The sequence below is a fragment of the Paenibacillus sp. 01T424 genome (assembly GCF_056398745.1).
Genome location: NZ_JBFTPZ010000008.1, coordinates 148617 through 171789 on the forward strand (window position 1 = coordinate 148617; position 23173 = coordinate 171789).

Annotated in this window: 21 protein-coding genes; 17 read left to right on the forward strand and 4 right to left on the reverse strand. The window is 45.2% G+C overall.

Translation table 11 applies throughout. From position 1 onward, the window contains the following. The first annotated feature begins 167 nt into the window (after window positions 1-167). The 6 genes from AC1DPK_RS09560 to gndA all read left to right on the forward strand — a co-directional run bounded on the left by AC1DPK_RS09560 (window position 168) and on the right by gndA (window position 8043). Complete coding sequence (locus AC1DPK_RS09560; protein ID WP_477510130.1) at window positions 168-1112, forward strand: ABC transporter ATP-binding protein; 945 nt, start codon at window positions 168-170, stop codon at window positions 1110-1112. A gap of 12 nt (window positions 1113-1124) precedes the next feature. Next, window positions 1125-2288: an ABC transporter permease gene (locus AC1DPK_RS09565; protein ID WP_477510131.1), complete on the forward strand. Its 1164-nt coding sequence runs from the start codon at window positions 1125-1127 to the stop codon at window positions 2286-2288. Continuing rightward, window positions 2281-3435, forward strand: coding sequence for an ABC transporter permease (locus tag AC1DPK_RS09570; RefSeq protein WP_477510132.1), 1155 nt, complete (start codon window positions 2281-2283; stop codon window positions 3433-3435). The genes AC1DPK_RS09565 and AC1DPK_RS09570 overlap by 8 nt, the downstream gene beginning before the upstream one ends. A 366-nt stretch (window positions 3436-3801) precedes the next feature. Further along, entirely contained in the window at window positions 3802-5505 is a 1704-nt protein-coding gene (locus AC1DPK_RS09575; RefSeq protein WP_477510133.1) for a proline--tRNA ligase, read from the forward strand. Window positions 5506-5749: 244 nt separating this feature from the next. After that, the gene (locus AC1DPK_RS09580; protein ID WP_076268222.1) at window positions 5750-6346 is read left to right on the forward strand and encodes a hypothetical protein; all 597 of its coding nucleotides are present in this window, start codon (window positions 5750-5752) and stop codon (window positions 6344-6346) included. Between the two features lie 284 nt (window positions 6347-6630). Then, on the forward strand, window positions 6631-8043 hold the full coding sequence (gndA, locus tag AC1DPK_RS09585; RefSeq protein ID WP_430060898.1) for an NADP-dependent phosphogluconate dehydrogenase: 1413 nt from the start codon (window positions 6631-6633) through the stop codon (window positions 8041-8043). Window positions 8044-8055: 12 nt separating this feature from the next. On the opposite strand, the gene AC1DPK_RS09590 is transcribed toward gndA, so the two are convergent. Next, complete coding sequence (locus AC1DPK_RS09590) at window positions 8056-8379, reverse strand: hypothetical protein (protein WP_076268224.1); 324 nt, start codon at window positions 8377-8379, stop codon at window positions 8056-8058. A 160-nt stretch (window positions 8380-8539) separates the two neighbouring features. Here AC1DPK_RS09590 and AC1DPK_RS09595 point away from each other — a divergent pair, with 160 nt between their 5' ends. From AC1DPK_RS09595 to ptsP, 6 genes are all read left to right on the forward strand, one after another. Continuing rightward, on the forward strand, window positions 8540-9049 hold the full coding sequence (locus AC1DPK_RS09595) for a shikimate kinase (protein ID WP_339208792.1): 510 nt from the start codon (window positions 8540-8542) through the stop codon (window positions 9047-9049). Between the two features lie 77 nt (window positions 9050-9126). Continuing rightward, on the forward strand, window positions 9127-10422 hold the full coding sequence (aroA, locus tag AC1DPK_RS09600) for a 3-phosphoshikimate 1-carboxyvinyltransferase (RefSeq protein ID WP_477510134.1): 1296 nt from the start codon (window positions 9127-9129) through the stop codon (window positions 10420-10422). Between the two features lie 54 nt (window positions 10423-10476). Further along, window positions 10477-10911, forward strand: a complete 435-nt coding sequence (locus AC1DPK_RS09605) for a CoA-binding protein (RefSeq protein ID WP_076268227.1) — start codon at window positions 10477-10479, stop codon at window positions 10909-10911. Between the two features lie 137 nt (window positions 10912-11048). Then, the gene (locus AC1DPK_RS09610; protein WP_339208797.1) at window positions 11049-11690 is read left to right on the forward strand and encodes a hypothetical protein; all 642 of its coding nucleotides are present in this window, start codon (window positions 11049-11051) and stop codon (window positions 11688-11690) included. Between the two features lie 205 nt (window positions 11691-11895). Continuing rightward, window positions 11896-13782, forward strand: coding sequence for a glucose PTS transporter subunit IIA (locus AC1DPK_RS09615; protein WP_339208798.1), 1887 nt, complete (start codon window positions 11896-11898; stop codon window positions 13780-13782). Continuing rightward, a complete protein-coding gene (gene ptsP, locus AC1DPK_RS09620; protein ID WP_477510136.1) occupies window positions 13779-15521 on the forward strand; it encodes a phosphoenolpyruvate--protein phosphotransferase in 1743 nt (580 codons plus the stop codon). Before AC1DPK_RS09615 ends, ptsP begins: the two co-directional genes overlap by 4 nt. Here ptsP and AC1DPK_RS09625 read toward each other — a convergent pair. Further along, window positions 15518-16048, reverse strand: a complete 531-nt coding sequence (locus AC1DPK_RS09625; RefSeq protein WP_076268231.1) for a type 1 glutamine amidotransferase domain-containing protein — start codon at window positions 16046-16048, stop codon at window positions 15518-15520. The two genes, ptsP and AC1DPK_RS09625, sit on opposite strands and share 4 nt — an antisense overlap. A 52-nt stretch (window positions 16049-16100) precedes the next feature. On the opposite strand from AC1DPK_RS09625, the gene AC1DPK_RS09630 reads away from it, so the two are divergent. From AC1DPK_RS09630 to AC1DPK_RS09645, 4 genes are all read left to right on the forward strand, one after another. Then, the gene (locus tag AC1DPK_RS09630) at window positions 16101-16538 is read left to right on the forward strand and encodes a VanZ family protein (protein WP_339208802.1); all 438 of its coding nucleotides are present in this window, start codon (window positions 16101-16103) and stop codon (window positions 16536-16538) included. 188 nt (window positions 16539-16726) lie between these two features. Further along, window positions 16727-17110 carry a hypothetical protein gene (locus tag AC1DPK_RS09635; RefSeq protein ID WP_305953885.1) on the forward strand — a complete coding sequence of 128 codons (384 nt, stop codon included), beginning with the start codon at window positions 16727-16729 and terminating at the stop codon, window positions 17108-17110. A gap of 140 nt (window positions 17111-17250) precedes the next feature. Continuing rightward, window positions 17251-18255, forward strand: coding sequence for a catabolite control protein A (ccpA, locus tag AC1DPK_RS09640; RefSeq protein WP_076268234.1), 1005 nt, complete (start codon window positions 17251-17253; stop codon window positions 18253-18255). 5 nt (window positions 18256-18260) lie between these two features. Beyond that, entirely contained in the window at window positions 18261-18959 is a 699-nt protein-coding gene (locus AC1DPK_RS09645; protein ID WP_477510137.1) for a 5'-methylthioadenosine/adenosylhomocysteine nucleosidase, read from the forward strand. A gap of 77 nt (window positions 18960-19036) precedes the next feature. Here the strand turns inward: AC1DPK_RS09645 and AC1DPK_RS09650 are convergent, their stop codons facing one another. Both AC1DPK_RS09650 and AC1DPK_RS09655 read right to left on the reverse strand, forming a co-directional pair. Continuing rightward, on the reverse strand, window positions 19037-20212 hold the full coding sequence (locus AC1DPK_RS09650) for an acetoin utilization protein AcuC (RefSeq protein ID WP_441909562.1): 1176 nt from the start codon (window positions 20210-20212) through the stop codon (window positions 19037-19039). A gap of 199 nt (window positions 20213-20411) precedes the next feature. Next, window positions 20412-21047 (reverse strand): GNAT family N-acetyltransferase, encoded by a 636-nt coding sequence (locus AC1DPK_RS09655; protein WP_339208805.1) that lies wholly within the window; start codon window positions 21045-21047, stop codon window positions 20412-20414. A 242-nt stretch (window positions 21048-21289) separates the two neighbouring features. On the opposite strand from AC1DPK_RS09655, the gene acsA reads away from it, so the two are divergent. Next, window positions 21290-23014, forward strand: a complete 1725-nt coding sequence (gene acsA, locus AC1DPK_RS09660) for an acetate--CoA ligase (RefSeq protein WP_477510138.1) — start codon at window positions 21290-21292, stop codon at window positions 23012-23014. Window positions 23015-23173: the final 159 nt, after the last annotated feature.

The window sequence follows — 23173 nt, forward strand, 5'->3', positions numbered from 1 at the left end:
AGCGAACGAGACTGAAACCGCTTTTCATCCAACCTTCATGCGGATAGAAGCCATTTTACAAAGAGATGACTTTAGTCACCTTCATAAGATGACTTTTTAGACCTGTTTCGTTGCCTTTCATGACGTACAATTGGTTTATCAGAAACGAACTGAAAGGATGAATAAATATGAATCTAGYTACATTTCGCGAGGTTGTCAAAAAATACGACACAACGATAACGGTTAATCATCTTAGCTTCAATATTGATCAGGGTGAAATTTTTGGTTTACTTGGTCCAAATGGAGCGGGAAAAAGTACAACGATTCATATGTTGGCTGGTTTGCTGAAGCCAAGCGGCGGAGATATTTTGGTCGAAGGTTTTTCAATTCGCAAGCATCCGCTTGAAGTAAAGAAACGGATTGGTTTAGTGCCGCAGGAGCTGGCTATTTATGAGACGTTGACCGCTCGCGAAAATGTTACTTTTTTTGCAAAGCTTTACGGTCTCAGAGGTTCGCTGCTTAGCGATCGTGTTGATGAGGCGCTGCAATTCGTAGGGTTGCTGGACAAAGCGAAGGATAAACCTAGCACATTCTCAGGTGGAATGAAGCGGAGACTGAACATTGCTTGCGCCATCATGCACCGTCCAAAGCTGATCATTATGGATGAGCCAACGGTTGGAATCGACCCTCAGTCACGCAACCATATCTTGGAGTCCGTAAGGGAATTAAATAAGTTAGGCTCTACCGTCATTTACACCAGCCATTACATGGAAGAAGTAGAAGCGATTTGTACAAGAATCGGCATTCTTGATAAAGGCAAGCTTATTGCATGCGGGACGAAGGATGAATTAAAACGTCAGGTTGGCCAAGAAGAGAAGCTGATTTTTGAAATTGATAAAAAATCGGCGACGGCAATGACAGAGATGGCTGAGCATCCAGGCGTGCTTCAGCTTGCAGAACGAGATAATAGCTTGACGCTTGAAGTGACGGTGAAGGAATCTCTGTCTATATTACAGGATTTGTTGTTTATCCTTCAGAAGCATGGCATTAATATTCGCAAGCTGACGCGGGAAGAGCCGAATCTTGAATCGCTATTCCTGCAAATGACCGGACGCACATTACGTGACGAATAGGAGATGATGGTGATGCCAGCATGGTGGACAGCTGCTTATTATGAGCTTATAAAATATACACGGATGCGTTCCGTTCTTATTATTTTGATCGGTTTGCCCTTATTGTTGATTTTGCTGCTTGGCAGCGCATTTGACACAGAAATAAAGCCGGCTAAAATTGCCCTATATAATGCGGATCAGGGGGAAATGCGAGCTAGCATTGATGCTTTCTGGAGCAATGAAGCAATAAAACCATATGTGAAGGTTCTAGATGCAAACTCAGAGAAGGAGGTAAAGGACTGGATACGCGAGGGTATTGCTGATTATGGCGTATCGATTCCGAAAAACTTCTCCAGTGAGCTAAGCGCAGGGGAAACGGCGAATTGGTCAACGTTTGAAGGGCGCTATGAAGAAAAAAATATTGCTGCTTCTGCTTTTATCAATAAATATATGGCTGCTGTAAATTTGCAAGCCGCAGCTTTGCAAATCCTTGGACCAGAGCTAAGTGCGGGTGCTGCTCAAAGTCAAGCGCCAGCAGGACAATCACGCATTGAGACGAAAAATTTGAGCTCAGGAGATAATCAAGCCTTTGGCAAAGAATCAGCGATGCAATACTATTCTGTGGCCTACTTAATTATGTTTTTGCTCTATGGCGGCATGACGGCGACGATCGCGCTGCTCAATCAGAGGGAAGCGGGAACTTTGCAGCGTATGTACGCAATTCCAGGCTCATTTAGAGCCATTGTGTTTGGCATTATTTTAGGAGGAGTCATGCTTGCAGCGCTGCAAGCGGCAGTGATTATCGCATTTACAGCTTTTGTGTATGGTGTCGATTGGGGAAATAACTTTGGAGCTATTGCGCTGACTTGTCTGCTTACGACTGTTGCTGGGGCTGCACTTGCTATTTCGATCTCATCCTTCGTACGATCCAAAAAAACGACACAAACGCTGTTCAGCATCATTGTATTCAGCATGACCTTTATTAGCGGCGGAATGATTACAGGCATTGAGAAGATGGTAGGAGGTCTCGATAAGTGGACGCTCAATCATTGGGCTAATGAAACGCTTCGTGCCATCATGAACGGTGAAGCTTCAGCAACGATTTGGAATGCAATCGGTATTCTTGGAGCAATCGCTTTAGGCATAACAATAATCGCAGTCATTAGACTGCCAAAGGTGGTGAGAAAGCATGCCTAGTTTGCAAATTGCTGCACATCTCGTACGACGCACCATGGGTTCCCGTCGCGGATTGATTATGAATGTTCTTGTCCCAGCGATCATTTTATCTATAATGGCAGGGTTGTTCGCTAGTACGAATAGAGATAAGGCTATTATTATCGTGAATAATGCTGACTCAGGAATATTAGGCGAATATTTGGCATCCTCATTACAGAAAGAGCCATTGTATGAGATTCATTCGGAGCCGGCGATGAATGAACAGCAATTAAAGGATCGAGTCCTAGAGGGCAAAGCGGATGCTGCGATCTATATTCCTTCGGATTTCTCAGCAAAAATGATGGAGGGAGGCCCTTCATCAGCTCAGCTTTACCGAATGAATACGCAGCTTTGGAACGCTTCGCTTGAAGCTACACTTCAGACAGAAGCTCAGAAGCTGTCTTCCTCTGCCGCTCTTGTAAGAGGGACTGACCCTGAATCTCCTGTGGATTTATCTAAGCTGACCGCTTTGCTGGAAGCGCAAGCCACACCTAAAGCTGTCCTTGTAAATACGGAAATGGAGCTTGGCAAAATTGTATCCGATCCAACGATGATCGGTCTCATCCTTATGTTTGTTATGCTGCTTGTCAGCCAGTCTATCGGTTTCATTATGGAAGATCGAGAGCAGCGCACCATGGCAAGGATGTACACAGCGCCGCTTCGCTCGCTTGATATTGCTTTTGGAAATTTTATGGGCAGCATGCTGGTGGGCACGATTCAGCTTGTCATTGTTCTAGGCTTAACTTATTTTGTATTTGACTATTCACCTGGTATCTCGTTTGGATGGATGCTGCTCGTATTAGAATTCTTTTTGCTTGCAATTGTCGGCCTTGCTTCAGCGGTAGCGGGTCTGGTGCGCAATAGCACGCAGCTGTCTCAAATCAACAACATTATCATCGCTCCGTCCTGCATGATCAGCGGTTGTTTCTTTCCTCTTTCCATGCTACCTGATTTTATGCAAAAGCTTGCTAATTTCTTTCCGCAAAAATGGGCGCTTACAGCAATTGATCGTTTAGGCGGCGGGGGCAGCTTTAGTGACGTCTTGCTTCCGCTTCTTATCCTGCTTTTATTTGCTGCTGTGCTGATTGCCTTTGGTTCGGCCGTGCTCAGGCCAAATCGAACAAGCTAAAATGCTAAGCAGCAAGCGCCCTGAAAATTGGCTTGACTTCATCATCGTTGTATTGTAAATTTGTCAAAAGTTAATGACATCGCAACAGCGTCGACCAAGACTATGTTAATCAGCAAACGTTTCTATCAGAGAGGAAGCCCGAAGGCTGGAAGGCTTCTATGAACGATTGATTAATCCCTATCTTGCGAGCTGCAGTAGGAAGCGTATTCTTCTTCCGCTGCCGGAATATTCATTCCGTTATCTATTGAGAGTCGTCCAGATCATTTGGCGGCTATTTGAGGGTGGTACCACGAACGCATTCGTCCCTTACGAATGCGTTTTTTTTGTTTTTATGGCTTAAATCTAATCATCGGAGGGTTATCTATTATGAGACAAAGTAAGCTTTTAATGCCTACCTTGCGCGAGGCGCCGTCAGAAGCGGAAGCAGCCAGCCATCAATTAATGCTGCGTGCAGGTCTTATTAGACAGCTTGCCGCAGGTATTTATACGTATTTGCCGCTAGGCAGGCGAGTACTCAGAAAACTCGAGCAAATCGTAAGAGAAGAAATGGATCAAGCCGGAGCTCAAGAGGTATTAATGCCCGCTATGCAGCCGGCAGAGCTGTGGCAGCAATCGGGTCGATATGATGTGTATGGACCTGAGCTTATGCGGCTGCGTGACCGACATGATCGCGAGTTTACGCTTGGACCAACGCATGAAGAAGTGATTACAGCTCTGGTGCGCAGCGAGGTAAGCTCTTATCGACAGCTGCCAATGACATTGTATCAGATTCAAACTAAATTCCGCGACGAGAAGCGTCCACGCTATGGCTTGCTCCGAGGCAGAGAGTTTTTAATGAAAGATGCTTATTCCTTTGATGAGGATTGGGATGGGCTTCATCGCAGCTATACGAGCATGTACGAGGCTTATAATCGCATCTTCACACGCTGTGGTCTAAATTACCGTCCGGTTGAAGCTGATGCAGGTTCAATTGGCGGAGAAGGCGGAACACATGAATTTATGGCGTTGGCTGATATTGGTGAAGACACGATTGCTGTGTGCAATTCATGCGACTATGCGGCGAATTTGGAAAAAGCTGAATACAAGCTGTCGGAACAAACAACGAATACACAGCAGAACAATGATACTGCGTTGGTGCGATATCATACACCGGATATCAAGAAGATTGACCAGCTTGTTGAGGCTTTTGGCCTTGGAGCAGATGCTTTTATGAAAACACTGATTTATGTTGCAGACGGTGCTCCGGTTGCTGTTGTTGTTCGGGGAGACCATGAGGTAAATGAAATAAAAGTGAAAAATGCGCTTGCTGTAGCACATCTGGAGCTTGCGGATCAAGCTACGACAGAGCGGGTAACTGGCGCACCTACCGGCTTTGCTGGGCCGATCGCCTTGCAAATTCCCGTTTATGCTGACCATGCTGTTCTTGCGATGAAATCAGGAGTAGCAGGAGCGAATGAGCAGGATTATCATATCGGAAATGTTATCCCAAGCATTCATTTGACGGATGTGCAGGCAGGTGATTATCGAAATGCAGCAATAGGAGACGGGTGCCCGCGTTGCGAGACAGGCAGTTTGGTATTTTACCGCGGCATTGAGGTTGGCCATGTGTTCAAGCTGGGAACGAAATACAGTGAAGCGCTAAATGCTAAGTTTTTAAATGCGTCGGGCTCGGAGCAGCCGTTAATAATGGGCTGTTACGGTATCGGAGTTTCACGTTTGCTCTCTGCAGTACTTGAACAGCACTCCGATAGCAATGGCATCATTTGGCCTAAATCGATAGCACCTTACCAAGTCCATGTGGTACCTGTATCAGTGAAGGATCAGGTCCAAATGGATCTGGCCGCGCATATTACAGCAAGATTGCATGAGGCTGGGGTAGAGACGCTGCTCGATGATCGTGACGAGCGCCCAGGCGTCAAATTCAAGGACTCCGATCTTATCGGCATACCACTGCGCATTGTAGTAGGGAAACAAGCTGCTGATGGAATCGTAGAGCTTAAGCAAAGGAACGAATTAGAAGCGCAAAAGCTAGAACTAGAAGAAGCTATAGCTTTTGCTTTGCGCAACTAAAGTTGAAAACATATGCATGAAATGGGTTTGATAAATCCATGGAGGCCTATGGAATATAAGATCAAAAGGGTGCGAGACCGCTTCATATGAAGACGCTCGCGCCCTTTTTTTAGATAAGTCGGCTGTAAGCGTAAAATTAGTCAATAATCCAAGTTGCCATAACATAAGATGGAGTATAAGATAAAAGTAAGAACAAATTATCAGAACATTTCGTCAACTATTCTGAGGTAAGGGAGGGATTGCCGTGAACAAAAGCCATGAAGTCGAATATTGCAATTTGGAGCTGCGATTTGACCGGCGGCAAATCCAAAATCTCATCCGCGATCTTATTCAGGAAGGGTACTCCTTGTACTGGAGTGAGACGGAGGGGCAGTTTCTTGTATCCATTCGAACTGGCCGCAAGCTCGTTAAGCTTCAGTTTCAGCGAATGAAGAACCGTTACAAAATTGTCGGGGACTACATTATTAAAGATGAGAAGCTGTCAGAATTAATTGAAAAGCTGATTAATGACACACGTGGACATGCGATTGTGAAGCGCATTAAAGATCGTCAAATCGTCATTGAGAGTATTATGTTCGGTGAGATTATACGACTCGTGGAGGTGTCCGGTATGGAACATCGGATTATTTATCAGAAGAAGCCTTTCGTTACAATAGAAGAAATGATTAGAGCATTTCAATCAAAGCGTGCTGAGGAAAGAGCGGTTGTACTGCGTTATGAGCTGGATTATGAGCTATCGATGCTGTTTGACGCGCTAGAGAGCAAGGATGAGGAAGCGGTTACTGAGTCTAAAGAGCGGCTGAATACTCTTCGCTCGGAAATGTTGCAATTGGAACTCTGATGATAGATGCTAGCCCCCATTTGAAAACATAAAAACGATCAAAAGCTGCCTTCTAACAGCATTTGATCGTTTTTATGTTGTTCATTTACCATGAAAAAAGACTCCTTTTATTATAAAAATGTCTAAGCTTTTCGGTATATATAAGATAAACTTTTTAGTTCTCTCAATATAATTGATGCGACTATTGCGACATTTTTCCTTGCAGACAGTTTTCTTCTTGCCGCAAAAAGAGTAAAATGAAACTATTGTGACCCAAAATAGATGATGAAGGATGGAAGAACCAGATGTCAAAACAGCAAATTGGTGTAATTGGATTAGCCGTAATGGGTAAAAACCTTGCCCTTAACATTGAAAGCAGAGGCTTCACGGTATCGGTGTTCAACCGTTCCCGCGAGAAGACTGATGATCTTGTTCAAGAAGCAGTTGGGAAAAATCTTGTTCCTACTTATACAATCGAGGAATTTGTTCAATCATTGGAAGTTCCCCGCAAAATTTTGATTATGGTACAAGCAGGTGCAGGAACAGACGCAACAATTGATTCGCTCGTTCCACATTTGGCTGAAGGCGATATCATCATCGATGGCGGCAACGCTTATTTCCCTGATACTGTTCGTCGCAGCAAAGATCTTGAAGCTAAAGGCTTCCGTTTTATCGGAACTGGCGTTTCTGGCGGCGAAGAGGGAGCTCTAAAAGGACCTTCTATTATGCCGGGTGGACAAAAATCCGCTTACGAGCTGGTTGAGCCCATTCTTACTGCTATTTCAGCTAAAGTTGGAGACGATGCTTGCTGCACATATATCGGACCAGATGGCGCCGGTCATTATGTGAAAATGGTACATAACGGAATCGAATACGGCGATATGCAGCTGATTTGCGAAGCTTATGATCTGCTTAAAAACGTACTTGATGTTAGTGCTGAAGAGCTGCACGAAATTTTCTCCGAATGGAATAAAGGCGAGCTTGACAGCTACCTAATCGAAATTACTAGAGATATCTTCTCCAAATACGATCCTGAGACAGGCAAGCCAATGGTAGATGTTATCTTGGATTCCGCTGGTCAAAAAGGTACTGGAAAATGGACAAGCCAAAGCTCGCTAGATCTTGGCGTACCGCTTTCCATCATTACAGAATCCGTATTTACTCGTTTCTTGTCAGCTATGAAGGAAGAGCGCGTTGCGGCTAGCAAAGTACTTAACGGACCTGCAAAAACACCTTTCCAAGGTGACAGAGCAGCATTTATCGAATCTGTTCGCAAAGCATTGTTCGCAAGTAAAATTTGCTCGTACGCTCAAGGATTTGCTCAAATGCGTGCAGCTTCTGAAGAATTTAACTGGGATCTTAACTACGGCGAAATCGCTATGATCTTCCGCGGCGGCTGCATTATCCGTGCTCGCTTCCTGCAAAACATCAAAGACGCTTACGACCGTGATCCTAACCTGCGCAACCTTTTGCTTGATTCTTATTTCCAAAACATCGTTGAGTCGTACCAAGGGGCTTGGCGTGAAGTGATCTCCGCTGCAGTTTCGAACGGAGTGCCGGTTCCTGCATTCTCAAGTGCAATTGCTTACTTCGACAGCTACCGTACGGAGCGTTTGCCTGCAAACCTGCTTCAAGCGCAGCGTGACTACTTCGGTGCTCACACGTTCAAACGTGTGGACAAAGAAGGAAGCTTCCACTTTAACTGGATGCAATCTTAATTAGATCAGCCATTAGTTCCTCGTCTCGCGAGGATTGTCCTTATTTAAGCCATAAGCTGCTTGACGCAAACAGTCGCGCAGCCGATCGGCCTCTTGATTGGAATAATGTCTGCGATGGATGAGCGACATGGCCGCTTCGGCAAAGAAATGAAAATTTTGCAATAAGCGTGGCTGCGTAAGATCCTTTAAGGCTGGATCTTCGTCAGCCACCTTTTTTTTAATAAATTCAAGCATCCAGACCACATCCTCCCGGCAAAGGGGATGGTCAGGATCGAGAATACGATTGAAGCGTTTTTGAGTTGGACTTTGATCAGGCAACTGAAGATCACTGTTCATCGCTAATGTCACTCCTATTCTCGAATAAACATCTTTATCATCCATACGGCATATATAACTTTTTTATACCCTAGTATTACAAAAAAATGATATGATATTGTAGAAAAATTGGTTTAACAAGAACGAAAAGGGTGAAACGGTTACGATGGGAAGGCAACAATTGAGTAAATTAGTGCTTATCGGGTTTATGGGAACCGGCAAATCAACCGTCAGCAAGCTGCTTTCCGAGAAGGTGGGCTGCACGCGCATCGACGGCGATGAAGAAATCGAAAAGCTGGAAAACAAGCGGGTTTCTGATATTTTCGCATCGGATGGCGAAGCAGGTTTCCGGATCATTGAAACCAAAGTGCTGGGAACGATTTTGGAGCGCGAGGATACCTGTGTGGTTGCAACAGGCGGCGGCGCAGTGCTAAGTCCCATTAATCGTGAGCTAATGCTTAAAAACGGTTTTGTCGTCGCTTTAAAGGCGAGCCCAGATCAAATCATCGCTCGGGTAAAGACGGACACAGAGCGGCCTTTGCTTCAAGGCGATGCAGAGGAGCGAGTTAATCTGCTGCTTAAACAGCGTGAGCATGCTTACGATTTTGCTCATTTTACGATCGATACGACAAATATGAGTGTGGAAGAAGTTGTTGCTGCAATACTCGAGCAATGGTCGCTTCATAAATAACGGAGATCATCATCACCTCAATCAGCCGATCAGCTGTAGATGTGTATATATTATTGAAAAGGGAGATCATACGAACTATGGACGTTTTAGTGACACCAACCCCAAGACTTGAAGGTGAACTTCAAGCGCTTTCTTCAAAAAATTATACCACTCGCTACCTTCTGGTAGCCGCTCTAGCTGAAGGAACAAGTACGATTTATTTCCCAGCCCACAGTGAAGACAGCGATGCAATGCGCCGCTGCATTCGGGATTTGGGAGCAACGGTAGAGGAAGACGAGGAGAAAATCGTTATTACCGGTTTTGGCCGCAATCCTAAGCCAGTTGAGCAGCTGGATGTAGGTAACGCAGGTGCGGTTTTGCGGTTTTTGATGGCCATCGCGGCACTTTGCCCAGACGTAACCTTTATTAATCGTTATCCAGATTCTCTAGGTAAACGACCTCATAGCGACCTCATTGAATCTTTGACAGCGATGGGCGTTTCTATTGAGCATAATGAAGGCAAGCTGCCTATTCGAATTCAAGGCGGCGCTCCAAAGGGTGGCAAAATTCAAGTTTCAGGCAACATAAGCTCGCAATTTTTGAGTGCGCTGCTGTTTTTGACGCCTCTTCTCGAAGAGGACAGTGAAATTGAAGTGCTGCATGATTTGAAGTCAAAAGTAGTAGTTGGCCAGACACTAGAAGTATTGGAGCAAGCGGGTATTGTTATCCATGCAGATGAGGACTTTATGCGGTTCCGCATCCCAGGCGGTCAAAGCTATGAAGCAAAAACTTATTCTGTGCAAGGCGACTACCCGGGGTCTGCAGCCATTCTAGCAGCTGCGGCTGTAACGGAATCGGATGTCATCGTACACCGTTTGGAAGAGAAGAGCAAGCAAGGCGAACGCGCTGTCGTTGATGTGTTGAAAATGATGGAAGTTCCGCTTACGCATGAGAATGGCATTGTCCACGTGAAGGGCAATGGCAAGCTCAAAGCAGTCGAGTTCGATGGCGATCATGCAACGGATGCTGTACTTGCAATGGTTGCAGCGGCTGTTTTTGCTGAAGGCACATCTAGATTTTATAATGTAGAAAATTTGCGCTACAAAGAGTGTGACCGCATTACCGATTATTTGAATGAATTAAGAAAAGCTGGAGCCAATGTCGAAGAACGCCAAGCAGAGATTATCGTGCATGGACGTCCTGAAGGTGTAGAGGGCGGTGTCGAAATCAATGCGCATTACGACCACCGTGTCATCATGGCATTATCGGTCGTTGGATTGCGTGCGAAACAGCCTATTCGAATTCGTGATGCACATCATGTAGCGAAGTCCTATCCAATATTCTTCGATCATTTGCAAGCTTTAGGCGCTAAGGTTGAATGGATTGAAGGCTAATTATTAGTTGACGTTTAGAAGCTTGTTCACAAAATAATGAATCGAGGTATGATCATGGCATTTGAGAATCCAACTCGCGAGCATATTAAGGGTATTTTGGAGAATAGCACGACGGTAGCTGTTGTAGGCTTGTCAGACAATCCAGAGCGCGTATCCTATATGGTATCTGAAGCGATGCAAGCGAAGGGTTATACGATTATTCCTGTTAATCCTAACGCCGATTCAATCTTGGGACAAAAAAGTTATGCGTCTCTAAAAGATATTCCCGTGCCAGTAGATATCGTAAATGTTTTTCGCAGAAGCGAGCATACGCCGCCTGTAGCTGAAGAGGCGGTTGCCATCGGCGCAAAAACCTTCTGGCTGCAGCTTGGCATTGCAAACGAGGAAGCGGCTGCGATTGCTGCAGCAGGCGGTCTTGAGGTTATAATGGATCGTTGTATCAAGGTGGAGGATTCCATCCTGCTTCCGAACGGGAAACCCAAAAGATAACAGTTATAAAAAACAGGTCACTCCTACACAATAAGAAAGCTTCAAGAGCGATTGCGTACTTGTTTTTCGCATGTAGAAAGCGAAACAARCGGCATTCACTTGAAGACAATACGATTGTAATTCAAGGAGGACACGACGTGAATCAGTTTTCGCAACAACCGGGTAATTACCAAGGCCAACAGAGCTACCTTAACCAAAATGCACATTTTGAGCCATCTGGCCATGTGCAATCGCACTACCAAGGGCAGCTAAGCCAACCGACTTTTGGCAGAGAAACGCACTCGATTGTTGCTAACTCGCCAGGCGGTTACCAATCGTCTAATGCTTATAGCCAAGGAGCGCAAACACAACATTATGCTCCTAACAACTATTCGAATATGACGCATCCGGTGGGAACGAACAATTCATTCATGTCGCATCAACCGGTTCACAGCTACGCGCAATCGCCAGCAACGGCGTTTGGCAACGTAGGTCCGGTTATCGCACATGTAGGTTATCAAGCTGGTTCTGAGCATAACCAACAACATTCCTACTACCAGCCATCCTCGAATAATGGGGCGCAGTATGCTCAGCATGCAGCTTCCAATTATGGAGGTTACGGCCAATCGCAATTCCAAAATGGATATGGCGGTATGACACAAACTCACTCAAACACGTCGCTTCACCCTGTATATGAAGCAACGAATGCTTATCAAAACGCAGGGCCTGTCATTTCTCATGTAGGCTGGCAGTCGACGAGTGCAGTCAATTCTTCTCCTTATTCAGGCGGTAATCGATAACACTTTTTTAATACAATTAGAAAAGAATCATCAACATCGGCGGGCCCTTACAGGCTCGCCGTTTTACTTTGACAAAAACGCAGCAAACGCTTAACATCGATATAGATGTGTTGAATAATGCTTACGGAGTTAGTTTTGTTTTGCAAAACTTGAAGCTTATGCTTACGAAGTAGTTTTGCTTCGCAAAACTTGAAGGAGGTGCAAGATGGTTTTCATTGGGAGCCTGCAGCAGCTTGGTAGAGCATTCATGCTGCCGATGATTGTCCTGCCAGGTGCGGCTATATTTTTGAGTTTAAGCAAGCTGCCATGGGATTACTTTGGCCTGCCAGGGATGGAAGGCTATTTATTAGCTGCAAGCGAAACGATTTTTACATATTTACCATATATTTTTGCGCTGGGCATCTCACTTGGCTTAACGGGTAATGCTCTCGCAGCAGGGATGGCTGCTCTTGTAGGTATGGCTATTTATAGCGGTATTACAGGGTCGGCAGAGGTGCCGATTGAGCCAACCGTGCTCATTGGTACACTAATAGGAATTATTTCAGGCGTGAGCCATGAGAGGTTTAAAAGCTTAAAATTACCGGAATACATACAATTTTTTGGCGGACCGCGGTTTGTACCGTTATTTGTAAGTGTTGTTAGTTTGTTGTTCTCAATAGCTATGATCAATATTGCGCCTTATTTACAGAGCATGATGATAAATCTGGGTGAAATTGTTGAATCGGGTGGCGGTTTCGGCGTATTTTTATACGGATTTGTACACCGGATTTTGGTTGTATTCGGTTTGCATCATTTGGTCAGCCATGTATTCTGGTTTCAAATTGGCAGCTTTGAAACAGCTTCAGGACAGATGGTGTATGGCGATCTTCCGCGTTTCTTCGCTGGCGATCCTACTGCCGGCTCGTTTATGGCTGGACTTTATCCGACGATGATGTTCGCTTTGCCAGCCATCGCATTCGCCATTATTCACGAAGCGCGCGAGGATTTAAAGCCGAAAATTCGGAAAACGTTTATGTACGCAGCGCTTGCGTCATTTCTAACTGGCGTTACTGAGCCGGTAGAGTTCGCATTTTTGTTTGTTGCTCCTTATTTATACGTCGTCCATGCGATATTGTCAGGCATTATCATGTGGGTTACTTATGAGCTTGGCATTAAGCACGGATTCTCCTTCTCAGCAGGAGCCATAGATTATGTTATCAACGAGCATTTGGCAACGCGAGGTTGGCTAATCATACCGATCGGCATCGTTGTTGGCTTCGTTTATTACTTTTTGTTTCGCTGGGCGATACGAAGATTTCGGATTCCGACACCAGGTCGTGAGGAAGGCTCACAGCTTGATGAATGGGCAGGCGATATCCCTTATCGTGCACCGCTTATTTTGCAAGCCATTGGCGGTAAACAAAATATAGAAAAGATGGAGTCCTGTATTACAAGACTGCGGCTTAAAGTTTCCAACGATAAGCTGCTCGACATAAATGCACTTCGGAATCTGGGTGCTGCAGGCGTAATCAAATTAGGCGGCGGACATGTTCAGGTCGTATTTGGCACGTATTCCGAACTCATCCGTGAAGAGATGATCAAGACTATTCATCGTGATCAAGCACAAGTTTTGTTCCATTCGCCGATGCAAGGCCGCATGATTCCTCTTGATGAGGTGCCTGATCCGATATTTGCGGGCAAACTCGTCGGACAAGGCGTCGCATTTATACCGGAGAAAGGAGAGCTTGTATCGCCGGTCAAGGGCAAGGTGATGCATATTTATCCGACGATGCATGCGATCGGCATTCTTACTCCTGAGGGGTTGGAAGTTCTGCTTCATATAGGCATAGATACTTCGCGTCTGGCTGGCAAAGCGTATTTTAATGCGCTCGTTAAAGAAGGAGACGAAGTAACGCCAGGCATGATGCTTATAAAATTTGATTTGCAGCGAGTTCGAAAGGAGAGCAAATCTCTTGCTACTCCTATGGTCATAACAAATTCTGATCTTGTTCACTCATGGCGATTTGCACCTTTCAAAGCGGTGAAAAAGGGGCAGTCCTCGGTATTGTCTGTTGTACTTAAAGAGAGAAACGGTGGAGGGGAAACACAATGATTCAAGGAATAGGGGCGTCAGCAGGCATAGCGATTGGGAGATCGTTTGTGCTTCCGAATTGGGAATGGGAGTTACCGGAGCAAAAAATCGATGTAGCTGATTTTGCCCGCGAGTTCGAACGTGTATACGAAGGCATTCGTACCTCTAAGTCTGAAATTGAACAGATTAAAGATGATCTGCGAGATGTAGTCGGTTCAGAGGAAACACATATATTCGATGCTCATATAGCCATTTTGGACGATCCTGTCTTTATGAATGAAATCCAAGGTATTATCCAACGCCAGTACAAAGCGGCTGAGGTTGCTGTTAAAGAAGCTATAGATCATTTTGTTACAATGTTTGATCTGCTTGACGATGAGTACATGAAAGAACGGGCGCTAGATATTAAGGATGTGGGCAATCGATTGCTGAAGCATCTGCTGGGAGCGCCAGAAATTACACTGCCTTCAGATACGCAGCCATTTATATTGATTGCTAAAGAGTTGTCTCCTTCTCAGCTAGCACATATTAATCCGCAGCATGTGCTCGGCATTGTGACTCTTGCTGGCAGCAAAACTTCACATTCAGCTATTATGGCAAGAGCGCTCGGCGTACCTCTTGTTGTTGGTGTAGAGACGAGGTTAGTTGAGCCTATTCAAACAGGGCAAACGCTAGTAATTGACGGCAATGACGGCACTGTGTTTATCGATCCTGTTCAGCAAGTTATTGACTATTACACAGAGCTGCACTCTCATCAATCGGAAGCGAAAAAAAGGCTGCATGGCATTGCAGGTCATCGCCCGGTAACGCCTGATGGCAAAAGGCTGGAGCTTGCAGCCAATATTAGCTCCTACAAAGAGCTGGAAATTGCGATGTCGAGCGGGGCGCATGGGGTTGGGCTGTTCCGTACGGAATTTTTGTACATGGATCGAAATCGGTTTCCAAAGGAAGAAGAACAGTTTGAGGTATATCGCAGCGTAGCCGAACGACTTGAGGGTGAGCCGCTCGTCATCCGAACGCTGGACGTCGGCGGTGACAAGCAGCTCGATTATTTTGACCTGCCAGAGGAAGACAATCCTTTTCTAGGTTACAGAGCCATTCGGATATCGCTGGATCGTAAAGATTTGTTCAAAACGCAGCTTCGTGCTATTTTGCGGGCAAGTCATTACGGTCAAGTAAAGCTTATGTATCCGCTTATTTCATCTGTCGATGAAGTTCGTGCTGCAAATGCAGTATTAAACGAAGCGAAGCTTGAGCTTGAAGCAGCGGGGTATCCCTATGATAAAGGGATGAAGATCGGAATTATGATTGAAGTTCCTGCCGCAGTTATGATTGCTGATTTACTCGCGGAAGAGGTTGATTTCTTTAGTATCGGCACGAATGATTTGGTACAGTTTACGTTAGCTGTGGATCGTATGAATGAGGAAATCGCGCACTTGTATGAGCCATACCATCCAGCGCTCATTCGAATGCTGCGCATGACGGTGGAAGCGGCAAAGCGGAGCGGGATAACGGTTGGCGTGTGCGGCGAGCTTGCAGGAGATCTAAGAGCACTGCCGATTTGGCTAAGCCTTGATGTAGATGAACTGAGTATGTCTTCACATTCGATTTTGCCCATCAAGGAAAGGCTGCTCTTCACTTCACAAGAAGAAAGCCATGAGGTATTTCAGCAGCTGCATTATTGCCGTACAAGTACAGAAATATTGGAGCAGCTAACTGGTTTTATGGAGCGCTTGGACAAAAAAACAGCGAATGGTTAACCCATTCGCTGTACTAGTGCATCTACAAACGCTTTTGCATAAGGAGGAAGATCGGGCGGACGGCGTGCGGAAATGAGGTTTCCATCAACAACGACAGCCTCATCGAACCATGTCGCTCCTGCATTTTCCATGTCATCTCGAATGCCAGGTGTTGAAGTGACTTTACGCCCCTCCAATATTTTCGCCGAGATGAGCACCCAGCCTGCATGACAAATTTGGCCGATCGGTTTGTCAGCGGCGTTCAGTTCTTGTACGAGCTGGAGAACTTTAGGATAACGGCGAAGCTTATCAGGTGCCCAGCCGCCTGGGACCAATAAACCGATAATGTCTTCGCTATTTACTTCATCAAATGACAAATCAGCTACTGCAGGCACGCCGTATTTTCCGATATGTGTTTTACCTTTCTCAGGTCCAGCATATAAAACGGTCGCACCAGCTTCGCGCGCACGATATACGGGATACCATAGCTCCAAATCCTCAAATTCGTCGTCTAGCAAGCAGATGACGGTTTTATTTTGTAACGGCATATTTTTCCCTCCATCTAGTAAAGATCTCTATTATTGTAACGAAGGAGAAACAATGAAGCAAACGGAGAGTTATTCTAAACCATTTTCATACGTTAGGCTGCTGCGCTTTTTGCCGGCTATTGCATGGATGGCTGTTATATTTGCGCTATCTTCGAGAACAGGTGATGAGATAAATACCTTTCTCCCTTTCTTTCAAAAGTTTTTCCCTTTTATGGAAGGTTTTAATTGGGGCCATTTTGTTTCCTACTTCATACTTGCACTTACGATAGACTACGGCATTGGCAAGAGGGGCGACCGATTTTGGATGAAGGTCGTTATTGTACTTATTTGTGGTTTATATGGAATTACAGATGAATATCATCAGTCTTTTGTTGGCGGCAGAATGCCGGACGTTATGGATGTGCGGAATGATCTTATCGGAGCAGCGATTTGGACGATTGTTGCAGCTGTGCCGCCAGTAAGGAAAATGTGGAGAAAAGTTGCGCCATAACTAGCATTTTGTGGTCAATTTTGAGTGTGATTTTAGTAGTAAAAATTACAAGGTTGTGCATGCAGGAATTTGTGCGAAAATAGTCGAATCATTTATACATTATTACTCTGAAAGCTATGGTTGTTACGATAGCTGCTACTATGAAGGAGTGGACCACTTTGCATAAGAGTTGTCATTGTGGCGACATCATGAAGATGAAACTGCGCACAGTTATTTACTCAGGGAAGGTTGAGATCGATAACGTTCCTATATATTCTTGCACAACCTGCAATCGCAGTGAAGTATTTCCGGAAGTTAAACCTGATTTATCAGGTTTAATAGCACAATTGGGGGCTCAACCAGACAAGCAGACATTCCTTTTTAATGAATGCAACGAGTGGGCTAGCATTCTGGTAGAGGCAAAGGCAGACAAACAGCAGACGGATCGCATCGGATTCGAGAGATTGGTTGAGCAGAGAATCAATAAGCTACTTGATTTGTATTTGCTTGCTCAAACGCTTAACGATGAAGCATGGATTTTGGATTTGAAAAAGAGACTTGAGCAAATAAGCCGTCGAACGTTGCTTACATAGAAGCTCAGATTATTGATTTTACAAGACGTGCAGATGAGTGAAACATGCGTCAACATTGCGAAAAGAAATATTTTGTCGTATGATAACGTTAATATGCGTCGTGCGTAATTATAAAATCTGAGCTAATGGAGAGAAACACTGTGACGGTAACCATTTATGATGTAGCAAGAGAAGCAGGAGTATCAATGGCTACGGTTTCTCGGGTTGTGAACAATAATCCCAATGTGAAACCAGCAACACGCAAAAAAGTATATGAAGCAATAGAGCGCCTAGGATATCGTCCAAATGCCGTAGCAAGGGGCTTGGCAAGTAAGAAAACAACGACGGTGGGCGTAGTTATTCCTGATATTTCAAATGCTATTTTTGCTGAAGTAGCACGTGGAATTGAAGATATCGCGAATATGTATCATTACAATATTATTTTGTGTAACGCGGATAAGAAAAAAGATAAAGAAATCCGTGTTATCAATACACTTCTTGAGAAGCAAGTAGACGGCTTGCTATTTATGGGCGGGGCAGTGACGGAAGAGCATTTGCAAGCATTTAAGACGGCTAATGTTCCGATTGTACTTTGTGCAACTTCCGATGAGAGCGGACAAATTCCGTCTGTTGACATCAACCACGAGGATGCTGCGTTCGATGCTGTACAAAACTTGTATGAGCAAGGACATAGAAGAATTGCAATGATCAGCGGAACACTGCAAGATCCATCCATTGGTTATGCAAGATTCCAAGGCTATAAGCGTGCTCTTGAAGCAGCAGGTATTGCTTATGATGATGCTTTAGTTCGTACGGGCAACTACCGTTATGAATCAGGCGCAGAAGCGATGAAATATTTCATTGAGCTGGACGAGCGTCCGACAGCTGTGTTCTCCGCAACGGATGAAATGGCGATTGGCGCAATTCACAGCATTCAGGATTCCGGCTTAAGAGTACCGGATGATATATCTGTCATTAGTGTTGATAACAGCCGTATGGCATCCATGGTTCGTCCACAGCTTACAGCTGTAGCACAGCCAATGTATGATATTGGAGCGGTATCGATGCGTTTGCTGACAAAGCTGATGAAGAAAGAAAATGTAGATCAATCCAAAGTTGTGCTGCCGCATGAGATTATCGTGCGTCAATCGGTTGGAGGAATATAAAAGAAATGTCGTTTAATAAAATTGGAATTATTGGCGCTATGGCTGAAGAAATTGAATTGCTGCATGAGCATGTAAACGTAGTGTCTGAGGTTACTAAAGCAGGTATTACATATTATGAAGGCACACTTCATGGCAAAACGATCATTTATTGCAAATCAGGTGTAGGGAAAGTAAATGCTGCGGTTTGCACGCAAATTTTACTTGATCTTGGTGCTGATTGCGTTCTGTTCACCGGCGTTGCCGGTGCAGTTGATCCGCAGCTTAACATTGGAGATATCGTCGTTTCGACGAGTTGTGTCCAGCATGATATGGACTGTACACCACTAGGTTTTGCTCTTGGAACGATTCCTTTTCATCCAAGATCAGAATTTCTTGCAGACGAGAGATTAATTGAGCTGGCTTCTGCAGCTAGCAATCGTTTATTCTCAGGACGCAGCATACAGGGCAAAGTGCTTTCGGGCGATCAATTCATTGCCAGCCGCGAGTCGGTCAAGCTGCTTCACGAGAAGCTGCAAGGCGCATGCGCGGAGATGGAAGGCGCCTCAGTCGCTCAAGTATGCGATATGAATAATACACCATTTGTCATTATTCGTTCGATGTCTGACAAAGCGGATGGATCGGCTCATGTGAACTTTCCAGAGTTTACGGTAATCGCCTCCAACAATTCTTATCAAATTATTGATGATATCATGCAAAATATTTAAACGAAATACAAAGAACCAGCTCTGATGCCAACATCGGAACTGGTTCTTTTTTATGCGAGCATGACGCTGTAATCGGATTACAGATCTTGAATAACGATCTGCTGCATCATTCTGTTTTTATTCGTAATTTCGATTCGTCTAGGCATAGGCTCAATATCTTCGGGATCGTCCATCCAATGCGTAGGAAGCTTGTGAGGGCTAATGGATTCCCAATGACTCAACCAGCGGTCTGGAAGCCTAGCTTCTTCACCAGCTGCAATCGCATGTGCAATAGGGTGATCAATCATTGTAAGCCATACTAAAGACCAAGCTCGTGGAACGACGCGGAAAATATCATAACCGCCGCCGCCTAACGCAATCCAGCGGCCATCGGTATAGGTATGGGCTAATTCATGGATGATAGCAGGGATTTGGGCATATATACGCATGCTGCAATGAATGTGAGAGAGCGGGTCAAAGGCATGAGCATCGCAGCCGTGCTGACTAATAATGACATCGGGTTTGAAGGCCGAAATGATTTTGCGTAGCGTAATATTAAAGCTCTCCAGCCAGGATTCATCCTCTGTGTACGGTTCTAACGGCACGTTAAAGCAAGCGCCAAAACCATGATCTGTCCCTTTTTCGTGCACGTAGCCCGTACCTGGAAACAAAAATTTTCCCGTTTCATGGATCGAATAGGTGCATACGTCTGGATCGTCATAGAAAACCCACTGAACACCGTCCCCGTGATGGACATCCGTATCAATATAAAGCACTTTTGCCCCATACGTTTGACGGATATGCTTAATAGCGACTGCTGCATCATTATAAACACAGAAGCCTGAGGCGCGGTCAGGGAAGGCATGATGCAATCCTCCGGCAAGATGGTAGGCATGCTTGGCTTGACCCGTCATAACAAGCTCAGCGGCCGTCACAGAGCCTCTGACGATGGACATAGCTGCCTTGTGCATGCCAGGGAAATAAGGAGTGTCTTCTGTGTGTAGTCCAAACTGCTGTGCAAGTACGCTGTTATCATCGATTTCGGCTTCACTCAATTGTTTAACAGCGTCCAAATAGTCGGTTCTATGGACGAGTGACAACAGCTCATCCTCGGAATACACTGCAGGAGGCTGAATATCCTCATCATACAAAGCATCAACTTCTTTGAGCAGATCGATCGTTAGAGCAAGCCGCAGCGGATCGAAAGGATGCTCCTCACCGAATTTATATCCGCTAGTATCCGAATGATAGATGAAAATAGAGTCAGAAGCCATTCCTATCCTCCTTAAGGTTTGCGAAGCAAACCAGCATCGTAAGCGTAACTTAGGTTTGCGCAGCAAACCAGCATCGTAAGCGTAACTTAGGTTTGCGCAGCAAACCAGCATCGTAAGCGTAACTTAGGTTTGCGAAGCAAACCGGCATCGTAAGCATAAACTAAGGTTTGCGAAGCAAACCAGCATCGTAAGCAAAAGCTTAATACATAAAGCGCTGCCGAAAACGTACCGTGTCAAAATGTTCTACCGAGCTTAGCGGGACCTCTGTGCCGATACGCACCATAAGACAATTCGCGGGATGGGAGCAAATTTCGGGGTCATCTGTGGCGTACCAAATCATTCCGACGGATTGCATTAATTTTTCCATCATTTTACGATAATCCCACACATTCAGCTTCGTGCCCTCAAGATCCCAATGCCAATAATACTCTGTCGTAAATACAATCATATTTTCTAATTGCTCCTCGGCGAAGGCGAGCTGAATCATTCGTTTACCTAAGCCAAGGCCGCGATAATCATCTGCAACTTCGATCGCGCCGAGCTCGATTAAATCCGTCATTCCGCCTTCTGACCAGCGCTCAAGCTCGTCCGCATAGTGGAAGGTTACGTATCCAACGATAACCGAGCCTTCACGCGCTAAAATAATTCTTCCTTCTTCTAGGCCGGCAATTTCAACTAGCGCAACATGCTGCTCGTTTGGTCTGCGGAATGCATCCAGCGATTTGTGCATCGTCATGTTAGCTAACTGATCGGGCGGTACTGGTCCTTCCAAAATAAGTTCACGACTTGCGTCCAAAACGAGCTGCTCTCGCTGCAAACGCTTTCGATGTTCCAAGGCTGCCCCCCCTTTGCTGTTAAATTGCTGCTTAAACACAATCCTCTATTACTCTTTATAACAAAGATTTTACTAAATGAAAAGCGTAGTCGAATAGAAAAAGGTTATGTTATAATAAGTTTGGCGGTTTAAGATCATGGGATGCGCGAGTTGTTGTCGGCTTGTTTGCCTCAAGTTACGACTTCGTTTTGAAAGCGTATTCTTACAAAGTAGAAACACAGATTTGATGGGAGAGTGATAGTATGATCAACTTACATCAAGAACGAATTCCAGCGACTGCGCAAAATTCGAACTTACCGAATTATGAAGAAGCGATTAATTCCTTTGAATGGAGTCAAATCGAAAGTCAATTTAGCTGGTACACAACTGGAAAAGTAAATATGGCGTATGAGGCCATTGACCGTCATGTCGAGCAAGGAAAAGGCGATAAAATCGCCCTTTACTATAGCGATAGTGAACGGGATGAATCCTACACCTTCGAACAACTGAGCAAACAATCCAATCGTTTTGCAAACGTCTTGCGCAAGCTTGGCATTTCCAAAGGAGAGCGTGTCTTCATCTTTATGCCGAGAACGCCGGAGCTTTATTTTAGCGCGCTTGGTGCTTTGAAGGTCGGCGCGGTTGTTGGTCCGCTATTCGAAGCCTTTATGGAGACAGCGGTAAAGGACAGACTTTTGGATAGCGAAGCTACAGCTATTATTACAACACCTGCTCTTCTCAAAAGAATTAAGAGAGATGAGCTGCCGAATTTAAAGCATGTAATCGTATTCGGCAAGGATTTAGCGAAGGAAGAGAACATTGTTGATTTTGCAGAAGAGATGGCTGCAGCGTCCGACGAGGCTGAGATTGAATGGCTGGAGCGCGAGGATGGTCTCATTTTGCATTATACTTCCGGCTCAACCGGCAAACCAAAAGGTGTCTACCATGTACAAAATGCGATGATTCAGCATATGTATACGGGTCAAATAGTACTTGATTTGAAAGAAAATGATATATATTGGTGTACTGCAGATCCAGGCTGGGTTACTGGCACTTCTTATGGAATCTTTGCACCGTGGCTTAACGGCGCTACAAACGTCATACGAGGCGGACGCTTTAGTCCAAGCGATTGGTATAGCGTCATTCAGAAATACGGCGTTACGGTATGGTATAGCGCGCCTACGGCATTCCGTATGTTAATGGGTGCAGGTGACGAAATATCACAGCAGTTTGATCTTACAAGCTTGCGGCATGTTCTAAGCGTAGGCGAACCGCTTAACCCAGAGGTCGTAAGATGGGGAATGAAGGTTTACGGCCAACGCATTCATGATACATGGTGGATGACGGAGACAGGCGGCCAATTGATTTGCAACTATCCTAGTATGGATATTAAGCCAGGATCGATGGRCAAGCCGTTGCCAGGCGTGAAAGCTGCTATTATCGATGATAGCGGCAATGAGGTGCCTCCATATCGTATGGGCAATTTAGCCATACATGTGCCTTGGCCATCCATGATGCGCAAGGTATGGAATAATCCTTCTAAGTATGAGGAATATTTTTATCTTAAAGGCTGGTATATCTCTGGAGATTCCGCCTATATGGACGAAGATGGCTACTTCTGGTTCCAAGGCCGTATCGATGATGTAATCAATACAGCAGGCGAGAGAGTAGGCCCGTTTGAGGTTGAGAGCAAGCTGGTTGAGCATCCGGCTGTAGCAGAAGCGGGGGTTATCGGCAAACCAGATCCGATGCGTGGAGAAATCATTAAAGCTTTTATTGCGCTCCGCGAAGGCTATGTGGCCTCGGATGAACTGAAGCTTGAGATTTCACAATTCGTAAAAGTAGGCTTATCCGCCCATGCGGCACCAAGAGAAATTGAGTTTAAGGATAAGCTTCCCAAAACACGAAGCGGCAAAATTATGCGTCGAGTGCTGAAAGCGTGGGAGCTGAACCTGCCGACGGGCGATTTGTCCACAATTGAAGACTAATCAAAACATAAAAAAGAGGAGGGCTCCTTAAACTGGTACCCATACACTGGACACTTTGAAAAAAGGGTTTAGTGTATGGGTACCTTTTTTTGTATACTAGAGTGAACAGCGGGGGCGATCGTATGAGTAAAAAACACTTTAATCAACAGGAACAAGAAC

What these genes read in the sequence shown, in the direction of transcription:
- AC1DPK_RS09565 (WP_477510131.1), top strand. Translation starts at nt 1,125, where the DNA reads ATGCCAGCATGGTGGACAGCTGCTTATTATGAGCTTATAAAATATACA.
- AC1DPK_RS09570 (WP_477510132.1), top strand. Translation starts at nt 2,281, where the DNA reads ATGCCTAGTTTGCAAATTGCTGCACATCTCGTACGACGCACCATGGGT.
- AC1DPK_RS09575 (WP_477510133.1), top strand. Translation starts at nt 3,802, where the DNA reads ATGAGACAAAGTAAGCTTTTAATGCCTACCTTGCGCGAGGCGCCGTCA.
- gndA (WP_430060898.1), top strand. Translation starts at nt 6,631, where the DNA reads ATGTCAAAACAGCAAATTGGTGTAATTGGATTAGCCGTAATGGGTAAA.
- AC1DPK_RS09590 (WP_076268224.1), bottom strand. Translation starts at nt 8,379, where the DNA reads ATGAACAGTGATCTTCAGTTGCCTGATCAAAGTCCAACTCAAAAACGC.
- aroA (WP_477510134.1), top strand. Translation starts at nt 9,127, where the DNA reads ATGGACGTTTTAGTGACACCAACCCCAAGACTTGAAGGTGAACTTCAA.
- AC1DPK_RS09605 (WP_076268227.1), top strand. Translation starts at nt 10,477, where the DNA reads ATGGCATTTGAGAATCCAACTCGCGAGCATATTAAGGGTATTTTGGAG.
- AC1DPK_RS09615 (WP_339208798.1), top strand. Translation starts at nt 11,896, where the DNA reads ATGGTTTTCATTGGGAGCCTGCAGCAGCTTGGTAGAGCATTCATGCTG.
- ptsP (WP_477510136.1), top strand. Translation starts at nt 13,779, where the DNA reads ATGATTCAAGGAATAGGGGCGTCAGCAGGCATAGCGATTGGGAGATCG.
- AC1DPK_RS09625 (WP_076268231.1), bottom strand. Translation starts at nt 16,048, where the DNA reads ATGCCGTTACAAAATAAAACCGTCATCTGCTTGCTAGACGACGAATTT.
- AC1DPK_RS09630 (WP_339208802.1), top strand. Translation starts at nt 16,101, where the DNA reads ATGAAGCAAACGGAGAGTTATTCTAAACCATTTTCATACGTTAGGCTG.
- AC1DPK_RS09635 (WP_305953885.1), top strand. Translation starts at nt 16,727, where the DNA reads ATGAAGATGAAACTGCGCACAGTTATTTACTCAGGGAAGGTTGAGATC.
- AC1DPK_RS09645 (WP_477510137.1), top strand. Translation starts at nt 18,261, where the DNA reads ATGTCGTTTAATAAAATTGGAATTATTGGCGCTATGGCTGAAGAAATT.
- AC1DPK_RS09650 (WP_441909562.1), bottom strand. Translation starts at nt 20,212, where the DNA reads ATGGCTTCTGACTCTATTTTCATCTATCATTCGGATACTAGCGGATAT.